Origin of the sequence: Brenneria uluponensis (genome assembly GCF_032395385.1) — a bacterium.
GTDB classification, from domain to species: domain Bacteria; phylum Pseudomonadota; class Gammaproteobacteria; order Enterobacterales; family Enterobacteriaceae; genus Prodigiosinella; species Prodigiosinella aquatilis.
The window spans coordinates 1,078,182-1,100,569 of the sequence record NZ_CP135917.1; the positions used below are offsets into that span (position 1 = coordinate 1,078,182).

18 protein-coding genes and 1 CRISPR repeat array (1 of these 19 only partly in view) are annotated in these 22,388 nt (G+C 46.0%); of the genes, 2 read left to right on the plus strand and 16 right to left on the minus strand.

What is annotated here, in order from left to right; genetic code table 11:
• A CRISPR array of direct repeats spans window positions 1–2,186; the repeat unit is 29 nt; unit sequence AGAAACACCCCCACGTTCGTGGGGAAGAC (it extends 406 nt beyond the left edge of the window).
• A gap of 47 nt (window positions 2,187–2,233) precedes the next feature.
• From cas2e to RS889_RS05005, 9 genes are all read right to left on the minus strand, one after another.
• Window positions 2,234–2,521, minus strand: a complete 288-nt coding sequence (gene cas2e / locus RS889_RS04965) for a type I-E CRISPR-associated endoribonuclease Cas2e (RefSeq protein ID WP_071598776.1) — start codon at window positions 2,519–2,521, stop codon at window positions 2,234–2,236.
• On the minus strand, window positions 2,499–3,374 hold the full coding sequence (gene cas1e / locus RS889_RS04970; RefSeq protein WP_315709572.1) for a type I-E CRISPR-associated endonuclease Cas1e: 876 nt from the start codon (window positions 3,372–3,374) through the stop codon (window positions 2,499–2,501). The genes cas2e and cas1e overlap by 23 nt, the downstream gene beginning before the upstream one ends.
• On the minus strand, window positions 3,375–4,097 hold the full coding sequence (gene cas5e / locus RS889_RS04975; RefSeq protein WP_315709573.1) for a type I-E CRISPR-associated protein Cas5/CasD: 723 nt from the start codon (window positions 4,095–4,097) through the stop codon (window positions 3,375–3,377).
• Between the two features lie 11 nt (window positions 4,098–4,108).
• The gene (gene cas7e / locus RS889_RS04980) at window positions 4,109–5,143 is read right to left on the minus strand and encodes a type I-E CRISPR-associated protein Cas7/Cse4/CasC (RefSeq protein WP_315709574.1); all 1,035 of its coding nucleotides are present in this window, start codon (window positions 5,141–5,143) and stop codon (window positions 4,109–4,111) included.
• A 31-nt stretch (window positions 5,144–5,174) separates the two neighbouring features.
• The gene (gene cas6e, locus RS889_RS04985) at window positions 5,175–5,822 is read right to left on the minus strand and encodes a type I-E CRISPR-associated protein Cas6/Cse3/CasE (protein ID WP_315709575.1); all 648 of its coding nucleotides are present in this window, start codon (window positions 5,820–5,822) and stop codon (window positions 5,175–5,177) included.
• Window positions 5,815–6,381, minus strand: a complete 567-nt coding sequence (casB, locus tag RS889_RS04990) for a type I-E CRISPR-associated protein Cse2/CasB (protein WP_315709576.1) — start codon at window positions 6,379–6,381, stop codon at window positions 5,815–5,817. Before casB ends, cas6e begins: the two co-directional genes overlap by 8 nt.
• A 13-nt stretch (window positions 6,382–6,394) precedes the next feature.
• Window positions 6,395–7,918, minus strand: coding sequence for a type I-E CRISPR-associated protein Cse1/CasA (casA, locus tag RS889_RS04995; RefSeq protein ID WP_315709577.1), 1,524 nt, complete (start codon window positions 7,916–7,918; stop codon window positions 6,395–6,397).
• A gap of 3 nt (window positions 7,919–7,921) precedes the next feature.
• Complete coding sequence (gene cas3 / locus RS889_RS05000; protein WP_315709578.1) at window positions 7,922–10,537, minus strand: CRISPR-associated helicase Cas3'; 2,616 nt, start codon at window positions 10,535–10,537, stop codon at window positions 7,922–7,924.
• 171 nt (window positions 10,538–10,708) lie between these two features.
• Window positions 10,709–11,551, minus strand: a complete 843-nt coding sequence (locus tag RS889_RS05005) for a WYL domain-containing protein (RefSeq protein WP_315709579.1) — start codon at window positions 11,549–11,551, stop codon at window positions 10,709–10,711.
• Between the two features lie 552 nt (window positions 11,552–12,103).
• Between RS889_RS05005 and RS889_RS05010 the strand changes: the two genes are divergently transcribed.
• The gene (locus tag RS889_RS05010) at window positions 12,104–12,406 is read left to right on the plus strand and encodes a hypothetical protein (protein ID WP_315709581.1); all 303 of its coding nucleotides are present in this window, start codon (window positions 12,104–12,106) and stop codon (window positions 12,404–12,406) included.
• A 454-nt stretch (window positions 12,407–12,860) separates the two neighbouring features.
• Here the strand turns inward: RS889_RS05010 and RS889_RS05015 are convergent, their stop codons facing one another.
• The 6 genes from RS889_RS05015 to RS889_RS05040 all read right to left on the minus strand — a co-directional run bounded on the left by RS889_RS05015 (window position 12,861) and on the right by RS889_RS05040 (window position 18,501).
• Window positions 12,861–13,067, minus strand: a complete 207-nt coding sequence (locus tag RS889_RS05015; protein ID WP_315709582.1) for a hypothetical protein — start codon at window positions 13,065–13,067, stop codon at window positions 12,861–12,863.
• Window positions 13,068–13,275: 208 nt separating this feature from the next.
• Complete coding sequence (locus RS889_RS05020) at window positions 13,276–13,605, minus strand: PTS lactose/cellobiose transporter subunit IIA (protein WP_315709584.1); 330 nt, start codon at window positions 13,603–13,605, stop codon at window positions 13,276–13,278.
• 274 nt (window positions 13,606–13,879) lie between these two features.
• The gene (locus tag RS889_RS05025; protein ID WP_315709585.1) at window positions 13,880–15,052 is read right to left on the minus strand and encodes a mandelate racemase/muconate lactonizing enzyme family protein; all 1,173 of its coding nucleotides are present in this window, start codon (window positions 15,050–15,052) and stop codon (window positions 13,880–13,882) included.
• 13 nt (window positions 15,053–15,065) lie between these two features.
• Window positions 15,066–15,377: a PTS sugar transporter subunit IIB gene (locus RS889_RS05030; RefSeq protein WP_315709587.1), complete on the minus strand. Its 312-nt coding sequence runs from the start codon at window positions 15,375–15,377 to the stop codon at window positions 15,066–15,068.
• Between the two features lie 81 nt (window positions 15,378–15,458).
• Window positions 15,459–16,775 carry a PTS cellobiose transporter subunit IIC gene (gene celB, locus RS889_RS05035; RefSeq protein WP_315709588.1) on the minus strand — a complete coding sequence of 439 codons (1,317 nt, stop codon included), beginning with the start codon at window positions 16,773–16,775 and terminating at the stop codon, window positions 15,459–15,461.
• A 403-nt stretch (window positions 16,776–17,178) separates the two neighbouring features.
• Window positions 17,179–18,501, minus strand: coding sequence for a 6-phospho-beta-glucosidase (locus RS889_RS05040; RefSeq protein ID WP_315709589.1), 1,323 nt, complete (start codon window positions 18,499–18,501; stop codon window positions 17,179–17,181).
• A gap of 593 nt (window positions 18,502–19,094) precedes the next feature.
• Between RS889_RS05040 and RS889_RS05045 the strand changes: the two genes are divergently transcribed.
• Window positions 19,095–19,991, plus strand: coding sequence for a LysR substrate-binding domain-containing protein (locus RS889_RS05045; protein ID WP_315709591.1), 897 nt, complete (start codon window positions 19,095–19,097; stop codon window positions 19,989–19,991).
• Between the two features lie 322 nt (window positions 19,992–20,313).
• Here RS889_RS05045 and RS889_RS05050 read toward each other — a convergent pair whose 3' ends face one another.
• Complete coding sequence (locus RS889_RS05050) at window positions 20,314–22,386, minus strand: ATP-binding cassette domain-containing protein (protein WP_021017384.1); 2,073 nt, start codon at window positions 22,384–22,386, stop codon at window positions 20,314–20,316.
• Window positions 22,387–22,388: the final 2 nt, after the last annotated feature.

Below are 22,388 nucleotides of genomic sequence, written 5' to 3' on the forward strand. Positions count from 1 at the left end.
TTCATTGATTGAAATTTGACTAGAAACACCCCCACGTTCGTGGGGAAGACGGAAAAATTACAGATGCAGTTACACAAAAGGTAGAAACACCCCCACGTTCGTGGGGAAGACAGCATATGTCGACGGATTGAAAGAAGAGGCTGAGAAACACCCCCACGTTCGTGGGGAAGACAATATTAATATCCCACCATTCTAATCCATTGTAGAAACACCCCCACGTTCGTGGGGAAGACGAGATTTGCCTGATCGGGGTGAAAGGGAATCCAGAAACACCCCCACGTTCGTGGGGAAGACTGCCAATGTTGGATAGGTAGTTGTATTGAACGAGAAACACCCCCACGTTCGTGGGGAAGACGATCATAAAGAGCGTGACGGAAATATTTACACAGAAACACCCCCACGTTCGTGGGGAAGACCGTTTTAATGCCGAGGCTTTTTGCATAATACCGGAAACACCCCCACGTTCGTGGGGAAGACCCCTCGGCAGCCGCTCTTATGCGTTGTACCCAAGAAACACCCCCACGTTCGTGGGGAAGACGATACTGATCACACGCAATTCATTTTCAATACAGAAACACCCCCACGTTCGTGGGGAAGACGCAGTAAATGTGATTGTTACGGTTCCTGCCACGGAAACACCCCCACGTTCGTGGGGAAGACGAGCGGCGTGTTGCAATCGATCAGGGACATAAAGAAACACCCCCACGTTCGTGGGGAAGACTCATCATCATCACGAGCGAGGCCGGTTTTTCTAGAAACACCCCCACGTTCGTGGGGAAGACGATACGCGCAAACTGTCACTTCAAGCGAAACGAGAAACACCCCCACGTTCGTGGGGAAGACTGAGTGTATGGGAATAACGCGGGGACTAACATAGAAACACCCCCACGTTCGTGGGGAAGACCTTCTTGTGCGCGAACGATAGTTATAGTATCGGGAAACACCCCCACGTTCGTGGGGAAGACCTGCTACTAATCTCGAATGCCGCGCCCGGCAAAGAAACACCCCCACGTTCGTGGGGAAGACGGATTAAGGCAATTACGCATTGGAATACCATCAGAAACACCCCCACGTTCGTGGGGAAGACTGGTAAATTTAAACTAGTCAGATAATCCAGATAGAAACACCCCCACGTTCGTGGGGAAGACGTGAATTGAACGTCAAGAAACGCTTCCCATGCAGAAACACCCCCACGTTCGTGGGGAAGACCTGATGTACATAGCCGGATACTGAAATGGCGCGGAAACACCCCCACGTTCGTGGGGAAGACCCGATGTATAGGACACTGCCACAAAGTTGTAGGGGAAACACCCCCACGTTCGTGGGGAAGACTGGTATTGGATGCCGAATCAATGTCCGAATATGGAAACACCCCCACGTTCGTGGGGAAGACCCCTCAGCCCTAGCGTCTTCCTCACTGATATCGGAAACACCCCCACGTTCGTGGGGAAGACAATATGTTTCTGACCGCTATGCAACGGCAGTAAGAAACACCCCCACGTTCGTGGGGAAGACAAACGTTCTGAAACAGTGAACGTTTCCCAATTAGAAACACCCCCACGTTCGTGGGGAAGACTAACGAACCCTCGTCGATAATAACCAGGTGATAGAAACACCCCCACGTTCGTGGGGAAGACGGATATAACGCATCAAGTACATCATGATTGGCAGAAACACCCCCACGTTCGTGGGGAAGACCTCGTAGTAATCATCGTCATTAATCAGTCCTTGGAAACACCCCCACGTTCGTGGGGAAGACACATTGAATATCCGTGGAGTAATGAGTCATATAGAAACACCCCCACGTTCGTGGGGAAGACTCATGAGGTTGCTCCTTCGAACGCAATGATAAAGAAACACCCCCACGTTCGTGGGGAAGACAATGTAACTATCCAATCAGCATGTGCAATATCGGAAACACCCCCACGTTCGTGGGGAAGACGACGCCGATAAAATTCGAAAAGATATGGCTGAAGAAACACCCCCACGTTCGTGGGGAAGACCGTTTCAATCACAATCTCGTCGTGTCGCGATGAGAAACACCCCCACGTTCGTGGGGAAGACTATGCATAAACTGACATATGTGTCAGTTTTAGAGAAACACCCCCACGTTCGTGGGGAAGACCGTTTGTAGGCTTATTTTTTGCGCCATACACAAGAAACACCCCCACGTTCGTGGGGAAGACACCAATATATTGTGAAAGAGCGATAATTGAAACACTATATCTGTGGGTTACAGGGATTTCAGGGTTTCTATAATCAGTTGCAATCCACTGATATGAGTAATTGGCTTTCTTACCTCGCCTTTGTAACGAATTTCGTAACCTGGCGGTTGTGGAATACTTCGAAACAGCATAAGACCAGACTCCGCTGGTGAATACTGCATCAAGTAATCAACCACGGTTTGTGCCACGGAGTCTTTCACACCTGAGACAAACACATTCGGGCGAGGCTCCACGAACCAGAGTTTCATACGCCCACGAACCGCAGGTGGTAGGTCATTTGCGAGTACGACGAGCATGTTTAACCCCCATCAACTCATTAACATCTGCGGTGATTTGATTAAGCAAATCAATGGCAATAACTCGCTTCCTGAATGCGTCAGATACTTTGTGTTTATCATAATGGCCAGCCATTTCTCGTGAGAGAGAAAATGCCAGATCAATGCACAACGGTTCCTTGTAAAGATCGGCTAAATCGTACACAAACGGTAATGGGCTACCGGAATGAATAAATCCAATATGGGGAGAATATCCCATGGAATGGACAGCCGAACATAATATGCCGTAAAGTGCCGCATTGGTGGCGGTTAACACTTGGTTGGTAAGATCGCTCAGTTGAAACTTGCCCGGTGTAAACTGGCGTCCTTTCCAGCCTACGCCATACTCTTGCGCTTTTTGCTGATATAACGCCCGAACCCGATTGCCTTCCATTCCCATCATGCTATTTAAGCTTTTGCCCTCCAGTTCAGCATCGGGAAAACGTTTCTCAAACATCGCTCTGGCAATCTTAAGAGAAGACTCTTTGTCACTGGCAAGGGCCATCTGTAATTTCAGATTGCGTGTGTCGGCGGTAGGAAGAAAACCAGCGGCATAAAAAAGCAGGCTATCTTCTCCTACCCAACAGACAGCGCAGTTGGCGGCAGTCGCCGTTTTAACGGCTTCATGCGTTACTGTGGTGCCAGGGCCGAGTAGTAATGTGTTGATGGTTGCAACGGGAATGGGCACGACATTGGCATCTGAGTCAACCCATTTCACACTGCTGTCATCTATCTCTAAGCGCCCACGCTCCAGATATAAAAAAGGGTATTTATCCTTTACCTGGGGCAGTGATTCACGGGTTACTTTGACAAACAGCCGCTCTCCCTTAGCCATTCATGCTATCTCCACCAGCGTCACACGCCTGTCCCGATAGCGCTTGTGCTGACCAAACTGCACCGGAACATCATTCAAGGTAATAATATCACCTTCACCTTCACCCTCACCCTCAATGACGGCATAGCTGGGTAAGCGTTGCTTGTTCTCTGCCAATGTTTGGGCCTGTTGCCAGGCATCCTCTGCATTCGCAAATAAACCCTGATAAATCAGTTCGGTTGGTACACAATTTTTTCGCCCCAGATACAGGTCCCACACCGGATTTTGCAACGCGTCAGACAACAATTCTGCTTGTGTCTGCGGCACCTCCAATACCACCGCGAAGACGGCATCTTGCAGGTAGTAGCGGTAGGTCATTTTAGTGCCGCCACCAACTGCTTTTTTTCCATCGGACGTTTTAGGTATCAGCAGACTTTGCCAAGGGTCACTGTCATCGTAGCCACTACCGACCATCTGGAAGTCACACAAGGTGGGTTCACGTAGATATGGCTGGCCTTTATCATCAGCACGGGCGTAAGCCCGTACTTCCATACTCATATTATTCATTTGCGCCAGCCATTCGATTTCAGGGCCGCCAGCCCCTCTGGCGCAACAAAGCAGACCAAGAATGCCTGAGCGAGTTGGGAAGTTCAGTGTGTCACGCACCCCAAACTTTGAGTCGTGCCCCCAGGCTTGCAACGGCCCTTCTAGCCACAGGAGCATATATTGGGTAGATTGGCTCATCTCTATCCCTCTTACAGGTGGGACTGCAGATCAGCGATCAGGTGATCAATGCTGTAATCAAGATTCTCGCCCCATTCATAATCCCCTTGTTTGCCAAACAGTGAACCTGAGAGCTTTTCTTTTTTGTCGAGCCAGGATTTAAGTTCGTCTTTGCTTGGGAGCAGGAAGCCTTCACCTTTACTTTTAACGGGTTGTTCAAAAGAGGCTTGCAGTCGTTGTCCCTTGCGTATCAGTACGCGGGCGTATTCCCATGGGCACGCACCTGATTGTGTTGTTTGACGGGCGTCTGGCACCGCGACATACAGCGCCTTTACAAAGGCTTCTACAGCAGAGTTAAGATCAGCGTCCTCTCCTAACGTTTGTTCCAGTTGTCCCAGGTCAAGGCTCACATAACGGTAGTAGGTGGCGGAGTTGTACTCCAGGCTGCCCATGTGAGCAGAACCGCTTTCGTCCTCTGTCTTACAATCATCCACTGCCGTGAAAAACTCCACTTCGTTAGTCACCTTGTGGGTTGAGATAGCATGTGCGAATGACGCCGCTGCTTCGATATTCATATCCGGTGCTTTGGCGACCATCCGTCCAAACAGCGCAATATCCAGAGCATCAAGCGTTTTGTTCACGACCTTTTTGGACACTTTTACCAGTTCTTTGTCTTTCAGCTTCGATGCTTCAAAACCGAGTTCCTGTGCATAAGTGGCAAACGCTTTGGTTTCAGCATCACTCAGAAATAACAACGTGTCGTCGGAAAAAAATGCGGCCATAGCCTCGCCACAACTGTTCGCTTGCGCTTCGCTGGCACCCAGTGCCAGACACTCATTAGTCAGCATGGCCGCTATCTTTTTGCTGCGAACCCCCAGTTGAATACCAAAGTCGGGCATAGCAAGGCGAACTTGACGTTTCCAGCATTGTGACGACACGCGAGCACGTGGAACACCGCCGATCATGGCTGATTTTGGGGCACCGACATCATCACGGTTAAGACAGGTCACCGGGAAAGATTGCAGGATATGGAATTCAATGCGGGTATTTTTGAAGTGGTTAGTCATGGAATTGTCCTTGAAAAATAGGCAGTAAAAGTCAGGCAAATGGGTTGTCAATAATCGGCACGATTTGCAACAGGCCGCAGCCAAATGCGCGCCCTTTGCCAATACCATTCTTGAAACTGTTGCGAAATTGCAGCGGGTCGGTCACGGTGAATTGCCCTTGTATATGGGCTTTGCCAAGCGTGACCTGACGTCCAGCCTTGTCTTGGAATTGCAGTACCTCAATAGCGTCTACCTGTAGGGTTTGAGGGTCTACCTCGAATCCCCAACTGTTGGCGGCTCGTTGTAAAAACCATTCGGCGATATGACCCCGGCCTTTGACTGCAACGCGTTTACCACTCTGTTTATCCTTGCGTACGGGATTGACCTGTACTTTGAAGCGATAGCGGGAGTGAGACAAAAATGCATCAGAAATTGGGGTAATGAGCACATTTCCATATTGACCCTCGACGTGTGTTGTCGGTCTTCGGTCGGAAACAATAAGCACTTTGCGGTGCTGAAAATCACCGCCCTGATCGGCATAAACAATACCGCTCTGGATATGGCTGAGTTTTTCGGTTTCTGTGCGTTCATCAGAAAACAGACTGTACACGACCCGGTGCAACGAATAGGCATCGGTCATTTTCAGTGCTTTAACGGCAGCACGATCAAGGTGTAAGGCACTGGCGAATAGCTCAGTCATGCGAGCACTCCGTAGTGGTTTCATCCACCTCTTCGGTGTGGTGATAGAACGCCTGTGCCCAACGGGCTCGAATTCGTTCCTGTCTGTTACCTGAGTACCCCAGTAGCTGGTCCAGCAATTGAGCGAAATCGGGTGTGACACCACGACTTGCCATCAGCGTCAGCAATGGCCGCAAAATGCGACAAGATTCTGTCGTACTGGTACAGGCCAACAGGCGACGCAGGCGGGCTTTGGCCTGATCAGACTGATTTTTCTCGGCAAAACAGGCAGCAATCGCGGCCCCCAAAGGGAGCCTGCCATTGGCGGTGGGTTTGGCTTTTGCCAGTGCGGCACCCACGGTGCAATAGGGCTGGCGCTCCCACTCTTTTTCGAGGTCAACACCAAAGTTTGCCAGTAATTCCCAGCTTTGGTATTCGGTTGCCGGGTTATCTGCCCGTTTGAGCCGGGCAGCAAAGCCATTGTCCTTATTGATACGATCAATCACGTAGCTGACGAATCGCTCGGCTCGGGATACTTTTTCACTGGCTGGGGTGGTCGTGTCTGTAGGATGCTGAACCATACAGATTCTCTCCTTAATCGGCTTTTAGATATTTGGAAAAATTGGGACGCGACTGAGCCCAGGCGTCCATCTGGCGGGCACTATCGTTTTGGCACATCTGGTCAAATACCTGGATAGCGTAAGCTGTGAAGGTTTTGTGAAGTTGAATACGCTGTCGTTTGGCTTCGTCGGTTGAGTCACAGGCGTTGATCAAAACCTGAGCTCGGCGTTCGCAGAGTTGCCAGAAGGTGCTTGTTGCTTTTTCTGCCTGATTCGAAACAAAGGGTTGCGCTTTGCCGGTACCGGACTTGTCGATATCCGATAACTGGCGGAAATAACGAACAACGGCTCCCCAAAGCTGTTTCTGGATAGCTTCGAGTTGACTCATTTCATGCTTTAGATATTCCAGAAACACGCTACCAAGCAGATGGGATGATAACCATATTTCAGACTGCACGTAGTCGTCAGTACCCGATGCATATTGTTCCCCGGCATTACTGCTGACGCGCAAGCCGCCTGACCAGAGAGCAAATTGTTCAGCACTGCGGGATACACGTTTCAATGTCCGTTTTAGTTGTGGTGTGTCAAAACCACCCACTTTGCCTTGCTCGATAAACTGCAATAGAGAGGTTAATTCTCGCCAGGGGCGCTTGCTTGGGTTTACCCATAAAGCTTTTGGCTTTTTCTGTGCGAAATCCACTGAGGCTGTCGGGTCTGCCTTCCCTTCCAGATAACCCGCATGGACAATACCATCGGAGTAGTGAATGCCATTATCGGCCAGAAGGCAAAATTTACCCATCGGGATCAGTCGGCCAATAAGTGATGTTTTTAACGCTTGGGCAATGTCATCATCTTCACCCGCAGGCATTTGTTCCCAGGGTGCAACGCCCAGTGTTGGATACATCACTAATTCAGCAATATCTTCCGTGGTGAATAGGTTTAACCAAACACTATGAACAATAGAGTCACCCAGCCAGAAGGAATGCAATAGTCCCATGTGTCCAACTGCAATACCGGCCTTACCGCTGGCTGGTTTCCCTTTGTCATTTTGTTTACCCTGATAACCTGCAGTTAATACGACTGAGTTGTCGGTTTTCTTCCCACTAAGTCCAAACCCCATTTGAACGATAACAGTAATGGCTTTATCGGCATCATAGGAACTCTGCTCTTGCTGGGTTTCGGTTAATACAGTTGTATTGCCGGTGCTGATCTCTGGCGACAATACGCCCAGCGACTTGACTTCAGCAGCCTGAATAGCAGGCATCTGCAAAAAAGGCTTCTCGCCATACAGATAAAACCGATCATGCCACTTTTCAAGATAACTCAGGCAGTTCTCCGCCATACCTTGCCAGCCGGTTTGTCTCCAATCGTTATCATCACACGGGGTAGAAGCCGACTGTGCGATAGCTAAGAGCAATTTCGTGAGCGCAATTTTTTGTACGGGATTACCACCCAAAGCGCGTAATTGCGGATTGCTGAAAATCTCTTTCAGACTGACTTGACCGATATCCGCGACGGATATCCAGGGTTCATCAATCAAGTTAAAGCGGTTTTCCATCGTTTATTCCTTATTGGAAATGGCCCGCAAGCCAAGGTCTTCGCGGTATTCAAGAATATATTTATCACCAGCCGGGTGCCCGTCCAGCGTCAGTAATTCCCCAACATGGCTGACGATAGCAACACGCAGTAGTGCTTCGTCGTCTTCTGGTCGGCCAAGATAAAACACCTCGTTAAGATGAAGTTTTTCCAGTTCGTGTTTAGCGGTTTTAGGCGGGCAATAGGCTGGGTTGACTCGCACCAGTTGCTGGTTAAGCGCGACAGCTAGCTTGCGCCACTCCGCTTTGGTCAGGCGATGGCGGCTATGAGGTAGGGTTAATTCAGTGCCATCCAGTAAACGGATAGTGGTCGTGCCATCCTGTGAGCGCAGGCTGCGCAACAGCAGCAGATCGTGAGTATCTTGATCGCTATAGCGGGTTTCCGCTTTGTGCTCAGGCAAGGTTTTGCCACCTTTAGACAACGTCAGTTTGGCCAGGGCTTGTTGGGCTTGCTCGCCGGTACGGAATCGGCTGCCATTCTTCAGCTCGTGCAACAGACCGGCCCACTGCCCGGTTTCACTCCGTTCGGCATAGGTTTGGTCGATTAAAGGACGAATGCCTGATGGTAGCCGGATTGAGTTTATGTCTTTCCAGACTTCAAGGCTGCGGCACAACACATAGGGCGAGTACACCATGGCGCTTTTGCCAAAGGCAGCGTGGGGGAGTGCCAAAGCGTGCTCAAGTGCTGGGGCTAATAACCAGCATTCCGGTCTGGCGCTCGCATGGCGTGGCGTGTCTGTATGTCGCCAGAGGCGACCAAGACGCTGTAGCAACATATCGGTGGGGGCAAAGCGGGTGACAAGAAAATCAGCGTCAATGTCGAGCGACTGTTCCAAAACCTGTGTGCCCACCAGAATGCGCCCGCAGTTTGCACGTTGCGGCCACCCAGCTCGACCATAGAGCGTTACCCAACGATCTTCGTTGATAGTTCGGTGTTGGGGGGTAAAACGCGAATGTAACAGGCCGGTTTCACATCCAGCTTCTGTCGCACGGCTGGCGATATCAAGATACCGTTGTTGGGCTTCAGCAACGGTGTTTTCTATCCATAAGACCTGCTGGCCCTGAGCTGCCCGCCGAAGTGCTTCTTCCAATGCTGGTTCACTCTCATGGCATAATTGAAGTGTAACAGGGTCACTATCTACAGTGGGTACACCCACTTCAAGCGGCGCATTTTTTTCCATTGTGGCCGGTACTGCCGTAATCAGTGGGTAGGCTGTACTGGTTGCTGTCTGCTGTAACAGTGCTGCACGCCGGGCTTGGCTCAGTGTCGCGCTGAGAATAATCACGGTGCAATCTATCTGACGCAGAAACGCCACGAGTTCGTTAAGAATTGTGCCGGTATAGAGATCGTAGCTGTGTACTTCATCCAGAATAACGACCTTGCCTGCCAGACCAAAAGCTCGGACAAAACCGTGTTTGACGTTCATGACGGCCATTAACGCCTGATCAATAGTACCGACGGCAAATGGAGCCAATAATCCGCGTTTGCTCTGATTGAACCATGAGCCTCCGGGACAGCCTTCTTCACCCATTTCAGTATCATTTAACCATGCCCTGGAATGGAGCAACAAACCGCGTTTAGGTGTTTGGGCGCTAACGATTTGCTCCAGAAAAGTATTGAAGCGGTCATAAATCTTGTTGGAAGTCAGTTGTGTGGGCAGCGCAAAATAAATGCCTGTCGCTTTTTCCTGTACCAGCAACTGATAAGCCGCATATAACGCTGCCTCGGTTTTCCCCATCCCCATCTGGGCTTCGAGAATATAGACTCCTGGCCCTGATACCTGTTCAATAAACAAAGACTGTGGTTTACGCAGTTGCATCGCATGATGGAGGGGATCAAATACCTCAGTAAAAGATAACCCTTTGCGAATAACTGGTGTAATAAAACCCGCATTATTCAAGGCATTGATGATGTTTGGTCGCCAGTCTTCGTTGGGGTTTTCAAAAAATTCGCCTGAACCAATCCAGTCGGCGACTGATGTTAAGCCTGCAACGATGCGGGCCTGAGCCGCTGAATCAAATGTCGGCCAGTCAGTTTGCAAACATTTTTTCAGCGCAGCTACCAGCTTTTTACGTTCGTCAAACCAGCGAAATCCGCCAAAGGCATCCGCATTACCGGGTTTATCGTCAACCATCGGGTTAAAACCATGGTGTTGACCAAGGATTTCGGCGACGTATTTCGGGACACCAATCTCTTCTGCGGTGGCTTGGCTGACACCAGCATGGCCGCCCCACTGTTTCTCAAGCTCAGGATTGACCCCGGCCAACTCTGGTATTGTCTTGTAGTCGATACCACAGGCAGACAGGATTTTTGCCACGAATGTCGGGCTGACCTTACCAATATCATGGCTGCCTGCTGCCATTTCACTCCCAGGCGGGAACAAATGATTTCGCATTGATTCAGGGAAGCGAGATATCAGATAGCGAGCTATTTCCCCGACTATCTGGCAGTGGTTTAGTACGGAATGGCCTTGAACTACAGTTCCATCATTCTGTTTCCACGATTTAGCCGGACAATTCTCGAAGTGAATAGCTTGGGCTGTATTATCAGTTTGCAGAGGTATTTTCGTTAGGCGTATCACTATAAATTATCCTTGTTCAAAGCCGTTTACCAACTGACGTTAAATAGATTCCATAGGGCACAGCCAAATAAAACCCGTCTCTGGGGGGAGAGATTGCGACTAATAAAAATGCCTCACAATACTGTATGAATTTTCAGGTTAACTGGGATTACCCACTCAGTATTTACGCACTCACCAACTGTTAAAAAGCCATTGTTTTATGTCATCTCTGTTTACCAGCACCAGTTGTTGTGCCTCTGGCTTTCCGTCGAGATATTTGGTGTTGACCTGCATTTCCTTCAGTAGGTAATCAGCAAGCGCTGCACGGGTTTTGATGCGGAGCTGGTTATTTTCCATCTGGTAATCATTAGCCAGAACGTCTCGCTGGGCTGGGCTTAACCGTGAATCGGGCGATAAAACTAACGTAACATAGGTCTGCCAGGCTTCATCCTGAACGATGGAGTGGGGCGATACGCCTTCGATTTCTGCATTATCTCGGAATCGACTTAAAACAAAGTCTCGGAACCCTTGCGATTTCTCACAATACCCACGGACATGGAAGCGACTCCCCGCTTTGACGATGCTGTGTGGACTAAAGATTCGCCCTTCATTTTCCGGGTTAGACAGCGAGACATAGTTCACTTCTATCCGCAATTGTTGACGAATAGCTTTTACTAATGTGGCGATTATCTGGCGAGATATTCTGCGTTCAGGTAATTTCAGTCGGGTTGCGCAGGCATTGGGTAAAGGGTGAGCCAGTACAAAATAGCCGGTTTCAAGCCAGACAAGAAAATCATCTAACCCACCATGGAAATATTGTGGCTGTTTTCCATCAGCAAAAACGTAACATGCCTTATCTAACTTGATGAGATAATTAGGGTGCAAATCTTGATACTGAACAAAGTCTTTATACGCCTGTTGCCGGGTTATGTTGAACTGGTTTTCAAGGTCTTTATTCCGGACTTCCCCCATCCAAAAAGCCAGCATTTCAAGAAATGCCAATCGTTCATGAGGTGGTTTTTGGGTACTACTCATTAGCCCTCCATGGAGTATTGGTGCTTTATACTGAACCATCTGCAACAGAATTGATTATCACTCTAAATATATATTAATAATATTGATGTGAGAATCGTCATAGGTAGCGAATGCTACGTATTTGGAAATGGCAAACTTGCCTCATTTAATTCAACTCATAACACGTTCGGCTACGGGCAATAGTGTGGCTATAGGTAATCGATGCCATCGAATAACGTGCTGAATCACTTGACCAAACTTGACTACTTCACGGTTATCAGTCGTTTGACTATCAATGGATTATCTCGACATTCCCCTCAGAATTATGTCAATCGCAGTGTGTGAAGCTGAATGCTGCCCCGTTTATCCGGTGATGAAGGTGTGGTTTTTTGATGTATCTGCGGTTGAAGAACTTAGCCAAACTCAACATCTTCTATGACTGTGATGCCCGATAGATACACTATCACGACTTACTGAAAGAGCAGGGTAGTTATGGCTGGTGCTGGCAAGGCGAACGGATATAGCTGCTTTCGACAGGCAAGCGTAGTTGGGCTACATAGGCACTGGCGGCGTATGGCTGTCTACACTGCAGACGTTATTGACAGACTGGGGCGACCAGATGGAGTACAAACGCAAGGAACAACGGAACTGTTGACCTATGTCAATCGATTTATGTCTGATTGGTCATGGGATAAGGCTGACTATCAGGTGTTATTAAATAATGGCATCGTTGTCCAATATGGTGCGGTCAATATCTACCGCGATACCGGAGCGGCGGCAAGAATGATGGCAGCAGGGCAAATCATGCAACAGAATAAGCCTGTACAAACTCGTTGCAACCAATTTGGCACCTCAGTGTATTGTTCGAGTTATTGATTACAGAAAAGATGCATAAGTCTATTTGGCTTATGCATTCATTGTATTCTGGACATGATTGGTACATCGGTAGTTCTGTTATTCTTTTCGCCGGTTTGATAATCCTGTTGATTTTTTATTGGTATAGCTAGTGAGTCTGGCATATTTTCTTCTTTGCCTGCGTCAGTTTTTCTACAGTTATTGACATTATTACAAGATAGTGAGGATGGTTGCAGGAGTGTGGTTTTTAATAACCGAACGGCTTGTTGCAGAAAACAAGTAGTCCGGGTTTTTACGATATGTTCTGGCGCTGATTTTGGGCATTTAAGTCCGATAGTTATCATTCTTATTTCGCCCCACAGATTTTCATCTGGGGACAGTGCTCTTGCGATAACCAATGACTGTCAAAGATGCCCCGATTTTAGCTTACCAGCTTCCCAGTGTCCGGCGCAGGTCGTGTATTCGATCAGTTATATCATATGCAGAGGGGGAGGTGCTTACTGGCTGCGTGCTCCATCAGTTTGGCCGTGGTGGTATCTGGGGAAAGTGCAAGCTGCTGCCGTAGTGAGAATCGTTCTGTAGCCGGGATGATATTTTTCTCTGCCAGAAAATCAATCAGCCTGCGCATACTGGCTTTTTTCAGAATGTTTGCCCATCCCTTTTTAGGTTCAACCAGATGCACGGTTTTTCCCGTTCCAGGGAAGATTATCCACTCTCAGGTATCCATCAATTTGCAATTTGGAGTAAAACCAGAAATTTTGATTAAAACTGTGTCCACTACCGCGAGGCAAGGCAACTGAGGGACACAGCCCAGTTAATTAATAGAGAGCTATAGTAGGCTTCATTTAAATGCGAACGAACAGATACTCAGGATGGGCTGAAATATGCCATTAAGATTGTAGCTGTCGATGGATGTGAATCAATTCTTCTATCAGTTCACGTGCTAACATAGCTGTCATAATATGATCTTGTGCATGTACCATAATTAAAGTGATCGGTACCTTGCCGACACCTTCGTCCATACCAATAAACTCGGTTTGAACTTTGTGTGCTCGCTTAGCAGCTTCGCTAGATTGCTCTAAAAGTTTTTCTATATTATCCCATTCCCCTTTTTTTGCACAAGCTAATGCCTGCATGGCTAAGTTTTTTGACTCTCCAGCATTAATGATTAATTCCATGATAGTTGACTCTAGATTTGTACTTACATCATTAAGATCCATATATACCTCCCAAAATTAGATTGAATTTAAAAGCAGCGCTATCATATGATTAAAATCTTTCACACAATGGTACTCAATTAAATTATCAGCACTTGCAACGAGAACGTTTTTTGCCAGGCGTTTTGGCTAGTGCTAATTGTCCATCTTTAACTGATAATTTAAAGCCCATTGTGACCCAGAAGCATTTAACCGCCGCCTTAGTTATTAATAATTTATTAAAATATCTCGAGCAAGCTACAATGCGTGTTGTAACTCTCTCGAGTAAAAATGTGTCCTATTGGACCTTAATAATTTTGCACTTATCCATAGTTTCTTTCGTAATCTCCATACCTATCCCAGGACCATCTGGTACAGTGATATAACCATCAATAGGCTGAATGTCATAAGTACCAAGGTCCCTGGTAAAACGGCTTAAGTTACCTACATGATGCTCATGAATACAGAAATTAGGAATTACGGCTTCTATTTGTAAAGCGGCAGCAGCAGAAATAGGACCTCCACATACATGTGGTTGGACTAAAACATCATATATTCTAGCCATGTCACATATTTTTTTACCTTCGGATATTCCGCCACAAGTTGCTATATCAGGTTGGATTATATCTAACGCACGAGTTTCTAAAAATGGTTTAAAACCATATCTTGTAAAAATACGTTCGCCAGCAGCTAAAGGAATATTGACTTGATCTCTTAAATTTTTAACTAATTGAGGATTTAACGAACCACAAGCCTCTTCCATATAATAGATGTTTAAATCACCTACTAGCTTACTGATCTGAAGGGCCGAATTAATATCAGTTTTAGCATGAAGCTCCAAAATAATATCAACATCATCCCCAACTGCTTCTCTAATGGCGAATAATCTATCACGGCATAATTTTAATTTCTTATGTGTCAATAAACCATCATTTCTACGATTTTTATCTCCATTTTCATCACGTTGTAATGGATCTACTTTAATAGAGGTATAGCCTTCGTTAACTGCCTTTTTCGCGGCTTCTGCAATTTTATCTACTCCACCTAATGGTGTTTCTTTTGCATCCCAACCGAATTGAATCTGACTAGCATATGCTCTAACCTTATCGCGTGTTTTTCCGCCTAATAGTTCATAAACTGGCGTATTTAGAGCTTTCCCCTTGATATCCCATAGTGCTATATCTATTGCACTTATAGCTGAAAAAATTACTGTTCCGCCACCTTGTCCCCAAAATGTATCTCTATAGAGGCGATCCCAGATTTTTTCTATGCAGAAGGGGTTTTCTCCTAAGATTAATTTTGAAAAATCCTGAAGTTGCCCAATTGCACCCAGTTTAGCATTCCCATAGGCAACTCCAGCTTCACCAAAACCGCTGATTCCTTCATCTGTATTAATTTTAATGAAAATAGGCTGATTAGGTGACGATGTATCAAAGTCGGCGCAAAATATCTCTATGTCTGTAATCTTCATTAACTTATCCTATTCAGTTTTGTTCCATTAATTTAATACTGAAATCTAGTACTTTCTTACCATTCATCGAGCCATAGTCAATCATGTTTATTACGTCGCAGGGGATATTTTCCTTATCGCATATTTCTTTAACTTCTGGTAGCTTATATTTAATCTGAGGGCCTAATAAAACCACGTTAGTGCCTTCTAAATTTGATCTCAGCTGTTCAATTGATACCGCTGATATTTCACATTCTAAGTTAGTGTCTTCTGCTACTTTTTTCATTTTTGAAACTAGTAAACTGGTTGACATCCCAGCTACACAGCAAAGTAATATTTTTTTCATTTCATTTCCTCGATGGCAGGCATGATCATTTGTTTTTAACCTATGCTAATCACAAGTCATTTTCATTAAATACTCTCTATCTTAGCTCATCTCTTCTTTATATTTCTGCTCGTCAAATATTTTGAAGAATGGGTAATAAATAGCACCAATGATTATTAAATTTACAGCTGTCAATATAACTGCTGAAAAACTACCATTGGTTGCTAAAAAACCATATATACCAATGGGTGTGGTCCAAGGTAATGTTACTCCTGTTAGCTTAGGAACTATATCAGTTGCCATTGCAAAATAAGAAGTTGTTGTCGCTACAAGTGGACCTATAATGAAAGGTACTAATAATATAGGATTTAATACAATTGGAACACCAAAAATAACAGGTTCGTTTATATTGAAAATACCAGGAACAATTGATAATTTACCGATCTCTTTTAGGTGCCTTGATTTAGCTAAAAATGCCATGAAGAATACTAACATCAGGGTTGAACCAGCCCCTCCCATTTTTGCGGAAAAATAGAAGAAATCAAATGTAACAACGTTTGGTAATTCCTTTCCAGCTTCAAACGCAATTCTATTTTGGTCCATAAGTGTTAGCCAAATAGGCATCATTACGGCTTGAACAATAGTTGAACCATGTAAACCAACTGCCCAAAGCAATGTGATAAACAACGTTGTTAGCATTGCCCCCCAATAAGAACCGCCAGCATGTATTAAAGGTTTAGAAACCAAAGTCTGAATTAAATTATGAATATCCCCATAGCTTGTATTTTCAATTAACATCCTTAAAACTAGAGAAATGATCATTATAAATAAGGCAGGGATTAGTGCTGAAAAAGACTTTGCAACGGCAGGTGGTACACTGTCAGGCATTTTTATAACGATTCCCTTCCTAACAAAAAACCTCATTACTTCTACCGTAATAATAGCCATTATGATAGAAACAAACATGCCTTTTGCGCCCACATAGTTCAGGTTTATCCCCGTAACATCGATGGTTTTATCTAATCCTTTTATGAAAACAGGTATGTTGTAGGGAGATACTATCATGAATGATGTTACAGAAACGATTGCTGCTGTTATCGCATCGAGTGAATATTTTTCGGCTAATCTGTAGGCAACTCCGATACTGACAAAAAGTGCTATCAAACCGAAACTTGCTTGCACCGGATAAGATAAAGCCGCTTTCCATTTATCACCAAATATTCCGGCCATGAAATCTGCATAGCCTGGGACTGGCAGACTGCTAATAATTATAAATAAAGAGCCAATAATAATCAGTGGCATCGTCATTATTAATCCATCTCTAATAGATTGTAAATGCCTTTGATTTCCGACTTTTGCAGCATATGGAACAAAATACTTGTCCAAAAATGCTGTCAGTTTTCCCATGCTATCACTCATGTTCTTAATTCCTTAATGCTTCAAAATAGTTAATTTCTATAAGATTATATTAATCACAGGTTGTATTTTTCTTCACTCTAATCCGTTAGATTAATAATGTCTGTTTGCCAAAAAAATTCCATGATCTACTTCTAAATTTTATTATAACAACTGTTATTTATAATAACTGTTCTTTATTTTTAAATAAGTAAATTCACCCTTCAATATTTTGTTTTTTGATTGAAGAGTGAAAGCAGTGATAGCCATTTATTATTAATGTTGCCGATGCTGATCACACATTAATAATAAAACTGTGCTGGGTTTTATATGGTATAAATATAAGTTTTATTCAAGATATAAATACACCTCACTTACTCATATTGTTCACTATATATAAAAATTCTCATGATACTTGGCGTCCCTTCTATTCGGAAATCCAATGAAATTGGGGCATGAAATCTAGGTTTGACATAATTGTTTCATCCAGGGCTTCATCAAGCACGCTGCCGGTAATAACGATTGGATTTAGAATTAATGCTCTTTTAGCATCATTCAGGTTTCCATTCACTGCTGCGCTAACCGTGAGTGATTCGAATTCTTTCATCAATTGAATTAAACGTAATGTGTCAGAAGGAAATGGTTCAACGTTCAGTGGTAGTGGACCACTTTGGGTTATAACTGAACTGACTTCTACAACACAATCGTCCGGTAATCCTTGGATTGTGCCTTTGTTTCGCGTATTTACGTGCATGATGGTCCGTTTATCGTTGTAGATAGAAGCCATCAGTTCGCAAGCGGCTTCGGAATAATATTGGCCACCACGTTTTTCGAGCTCTTTGGGCTTGTCTGCTAGTTCTGGATTTTTATAGATATCGAACAACCGTTTTTCCACCTCTTTAACTACTTCACCACGCGTTCCTTCATTATTGGCTTCACGCTTTTCCTGCTGCAGGATATCCTGACTCATGTAGTAGTAACGCAAGTATGCACATGGGATCATTCCCATATTCTCAATTAACTTCCGTGGCCACTCGAATTTTGGAATATTGCTGGGAACTAGATAGTCTTTGCCATTAAGTATTTCTTGTGCAATAAAGTCGATTTTATTTTTCCCTTTGTATAAAATCTTCCGAGCCCAAATCAAATGGTTAAGGCCTGCAACTTGCATAATAAAATCTTCTTCGTTTGCATTCAGAAGTTTTGCAATTCCCTTTTGCATAATAACTGGCACGTTGCACAGACCAATAGCTTTTATTTTCGTGTGTTTAAGTATGGCTTCGGTCACGATGCCTGACGGGTTTGTGAAATTTAAAAGCCAGGCATCAGGGCATAGCTCTTCCATATCTTTACATATGTCTAATGCAATCGGAATAGTGCGACATGCGTTTGCAAAACCACCTAGCCCATTAGTTTCTTGGCCAATCATTCCATACTTTAGTGAGATACGTTCATCTCTTATCCGTCCTTCAAGGCAACCAGCTCGAAATTGTGAACAAACAAAATCAGCATTTTCCAATGCAGGGCGGCGATCAAGTGTTACCTTGACGTCTATATCTCCCCCAGCTTTTTTAATCATACGACGAGCGAGTTCCGCAATAATATTAACTTTCTCACGGCCTTCCTCAATATCTACTAACCATAACTCTTTGATTGGCAATTCATTCATACGCTTTAATAGCCCTTCAATTAACTCAGGCGTATAGCTAGAACCACCACCGATAACGACTATTTTTAATTGTTTTGCCATGTATAGTTCCTCAGGTTCGTAGATGTGGAATTTGGGTATTTCATGGCAGCTAAAGTTATTTAACAAACCAAATATACGTCGTTATCTATTAGTTCAACTAATGCGTATCTTCTTTAGTGCCAAGGTAGTTGACACTGCACGAGAACGCCCTTGGCTGGGGCTGTTTTTCATCCATCCCCCTATGAACCGTGATGAATAATTTTCTTCTCTCCTGACCATTCGCCAGGGCATCAGTCAGCGGCTGAGTCGAGAAGCTGAAAAGATAGGGTTATGGTCGGTTACAGAAGCGGAAGTGTTTCATCCGCCGTCTGCGATAGCTGTGCACGGAACTGCTGAGTTGTCAGCAACACTGATATAAGACACGTAAATCAACTGGAGTAATCAACTATCTTGACACCTACCGAAAAGCGCAGGCACAGTGATCATCGTTGCGTGGCCCTGGAGCAGTTGGCCTTGTGGGGAAGGCACGGTGTTATTCAATCGACGGGGTGCATGAGACCGCGAAGCGCATTATTCAGAACGTTAGCCAGGGGACGCGTAAATCAACTGAAGTAGCCACTATCTTGATTCTTACTCTAGGGCAGACATCAACAATGGAACATAAGCAACATTTACTTGCAAACTTGTACACATTTAGTGTCGTCGCAAAGTTTTTAAGCTTTACATTAGCCGCAGAAGAACTGTGTCTAACGCAAGGTGCTGTGAGCCAGAGAATCAAAAAAATAGAACAAGATTTGGGGTTTAAATTATTTGTACGTTTGACCCGGAAACTGGAGTTAACTGAAGAAGGTCGGCGTGTTTGGGTGACATTAACCCATTCGCTTGAGAATATTTTTTCTGAAATAGACGATATTCGCTTCAACGAGCTCAGCGGCGAGTTATATATTGGCGTCGCTCCAACATTTGCACACTTATGGCTAGTCCCTCGACTACCTATTTTTCAACAACTTTACCCCCAACTCGATGTCAAAATCCGAGTGAAAGCAAGTAAGTTGGATTTTCAAAACCAGCCCGTGGATTTGGCTATTTATTATGGAAATGCCAGGCATGCTGATTTTTATCATCGCAGGCTATTTGATGAATATTTAACACCCGTTTGTACATCTGAATATGCAGAGAAACTAGCGTTTTTCAAAGACGATTCCAGGTTGCATGAAGCTTGTTTTTTACATTGCACCGAATCGTTAGAATTTCTTTCTCCACTTGCTGAGTGGCAACATTGGTTAAAAAAAACCGATCGTGATGTTAATATTCTCAAAAAAAAATATGTTTTCAATCATGAAGAGTTAACTATGGTTGCAACAAAAAAATCAATGGGTATTGCAATGGGGCGTTATTGTCTTATTAAGCCCTATTTAGATAGTGGTGAGTTGATCGCCCCCTTTGAGCGTGTACCGTCAGGACTTGGTTATGATCTTATTTGTCCTAAAGGTCATGAAAAAAGATCAAGATTCCAAGCTTTCTCAACGTGGATTGAGGAATATTTATAGGTAGGCAAGCGCGTTAATGCGTCACGCAGCCAGATATAAGGATCGTGGGCGTTCAGTTCGGTGGTTTCCAGCGGGTTCAGATAGAGGCGTGAACACGCGGCGAATCGGCACCGGCAGGCTGAGTGGCGTTGCTCAGGCGTCGTGGTTGCGGTACGCCATTGACCACGTCAAGGGCTGGGTTGCCGACGAACCGTGTACGCGACCTGTAACCCTTGAAAGGTAATTTTTACTTCTGCTCAATCCGCCCATCCATAGGCATTGTATTCTCTCCGAGAATTCACTCAAATAAAGGATGATGCCAAGCTGCTGTGAGTAGGCTTCGTTAACGCGATGTTTCACCGCGCCGGCGCACCACTACATCCACCGTAATGGCCGCTAACAATACCACTGCGGTTGCCATCAGTTGAACGGCGGCTGGCAGACCCAGCAGCGCCATCCCGTTGACAATGGCTGCAATCACAACGCCACCTAATACTGCATGCAGTGGATGGCCGCGTCCTCCAAACAAGCTTGTACCGCCGATGACGGCAGTGGCCACCACATATAAGACGATCGTACCACCATCAAAGCTGGTTGAGATTGAGCGCAAGCGTGAGGCGTAAATAATGCCGCCAATACCGGCAGTGACTGCGGCCAAAGTGAATGCCAGCAGTCTGATTTTCGCCAGATTAATTCCCGCTCTGCGCGCGGCTTCAGCATTACCACCAATGGCATATAAATAGCGGCCAAAGCGTAGTTTTCCCAGTAGCACTGCCCAAGCACATAACACCACAAATACGATGGGAATGACCCAAGGCATACCATTGATAGGGAAACGAGGAATGCCGCGATTGGCGTTAGAAATCAGCATTAAAACCAGTCCAGCCAAGATGGCCGCGGCGATTTTGAGCCACGACAGCCCAACAGGTGGCGCAACTAAGCCACTGGCACGGCGCAGGCCATCACGACGCAGGGTGAATACGCTAAAAGTGAGGATGATCGCAATGGTCACCACCCAACCTACCAGTGGGGTGAGGGTGCCGTTGGCAAAGTTATTGATCACCTCACTGTTGATGGGAATCGTCCCGCCGGTGCCGAGGAGCTGGATCATCAGCCCTTGAAAGCCCAGTAATCCGGAGAGCGTGACCACAAAAGAGGGCAACCTTAAGCGCGTGATCAACAGCCCTTGCAACGCCCCTAAAGCGCCGCTGACACACAATGCAGCGATAACCGCCGCCGGCCAATTCCAGCCAATCGAGGGTTGTACTAATACTGTGGCGACCGTGGCGCCAATCCCTGCGACAAACCCAAGTGATAAGTCAATCTCTCCTAAAATCAAGATGAACACTTCGCCCATCCCAATCAGCATAAACACCGCACCTTGGACCAATAAATTCACTAAATTGCCAGAGGAGAGGAACTTATCATTTTGAGTTTGAAAGATAGCAGCGATGAGGATCATCCCCAGCAGTACGGGTAATACGCCGCTTTGACCTGCAAGAACTTTCGCCCACACCGCTTTGAGATAGCTACCTAATGTGTCCGCTTCGGTATTACCAATAACAGCAGCGGCATGTGCTTGGCTTGCCTGGCGTTTGGCGTTTTCTACCGCAATTGATGGCGCGGCAGATGATTTTGCATTTGCAGTGACAAGGTGATCGCTTTGTCCGGTGGTCATCAGTTCCACCACCCGCTGCGTGTCAAAGCTTTTAGCGGGGCCTTCGCCCACCATCTGCCCTAAACGCAGCACTGCAATGCGATCGGCCACCGCGAACACATCATTAAGATTATGCGAAATCATCAGTACCGCCAGCCCTTGGTCGGCCAAGCGGCGCACAAGTTCAAGGACTTGACCGGTCTGCGCCACCCCCAGCGCTGCGGTGGGTTCATCTAAAATCACCAGCTTAGAGTTCCACATCACGGCTTTGGCGACCGCTATCGATTGGCGCTGCCCGCCAGAAAGCGATGCAACCGGTTGGCGAATCGAGCGCAGCGTGGTCACGCGCAGGCTCGATAAGGTTTCGGCTGCTTCACGCTCCATGACATCTTCATTGAGCAGTCGACCATATAATCGCTCGCGGCCAAGGAACATGTTTTGTACCACGTCTAAATTGTCGCACAATGCCAGATCTTGATAGACTACCTCAATGCCTAATTGGGCTGAATCGCGTGGTGAGCGGATTCTCACCACTTCACCTTGCCAGCGGATCTCGCCGCCATCGGCCTCATGGATCCCGGCAATGGATTTAACCAATACCGATTTACCCGCCCCGTTGTCACCGACCAGGGCAGTGACCTGCCCCAGTGGTACATCTAAATCAACGCCGATTAACGCTTGCACCGCGCCAAAGCGCTTTTCTAACCCTCGGATCTGTAATAATGGGGGGGCGCTTAGGTGTTGTGTTGTGTTTTGCATAA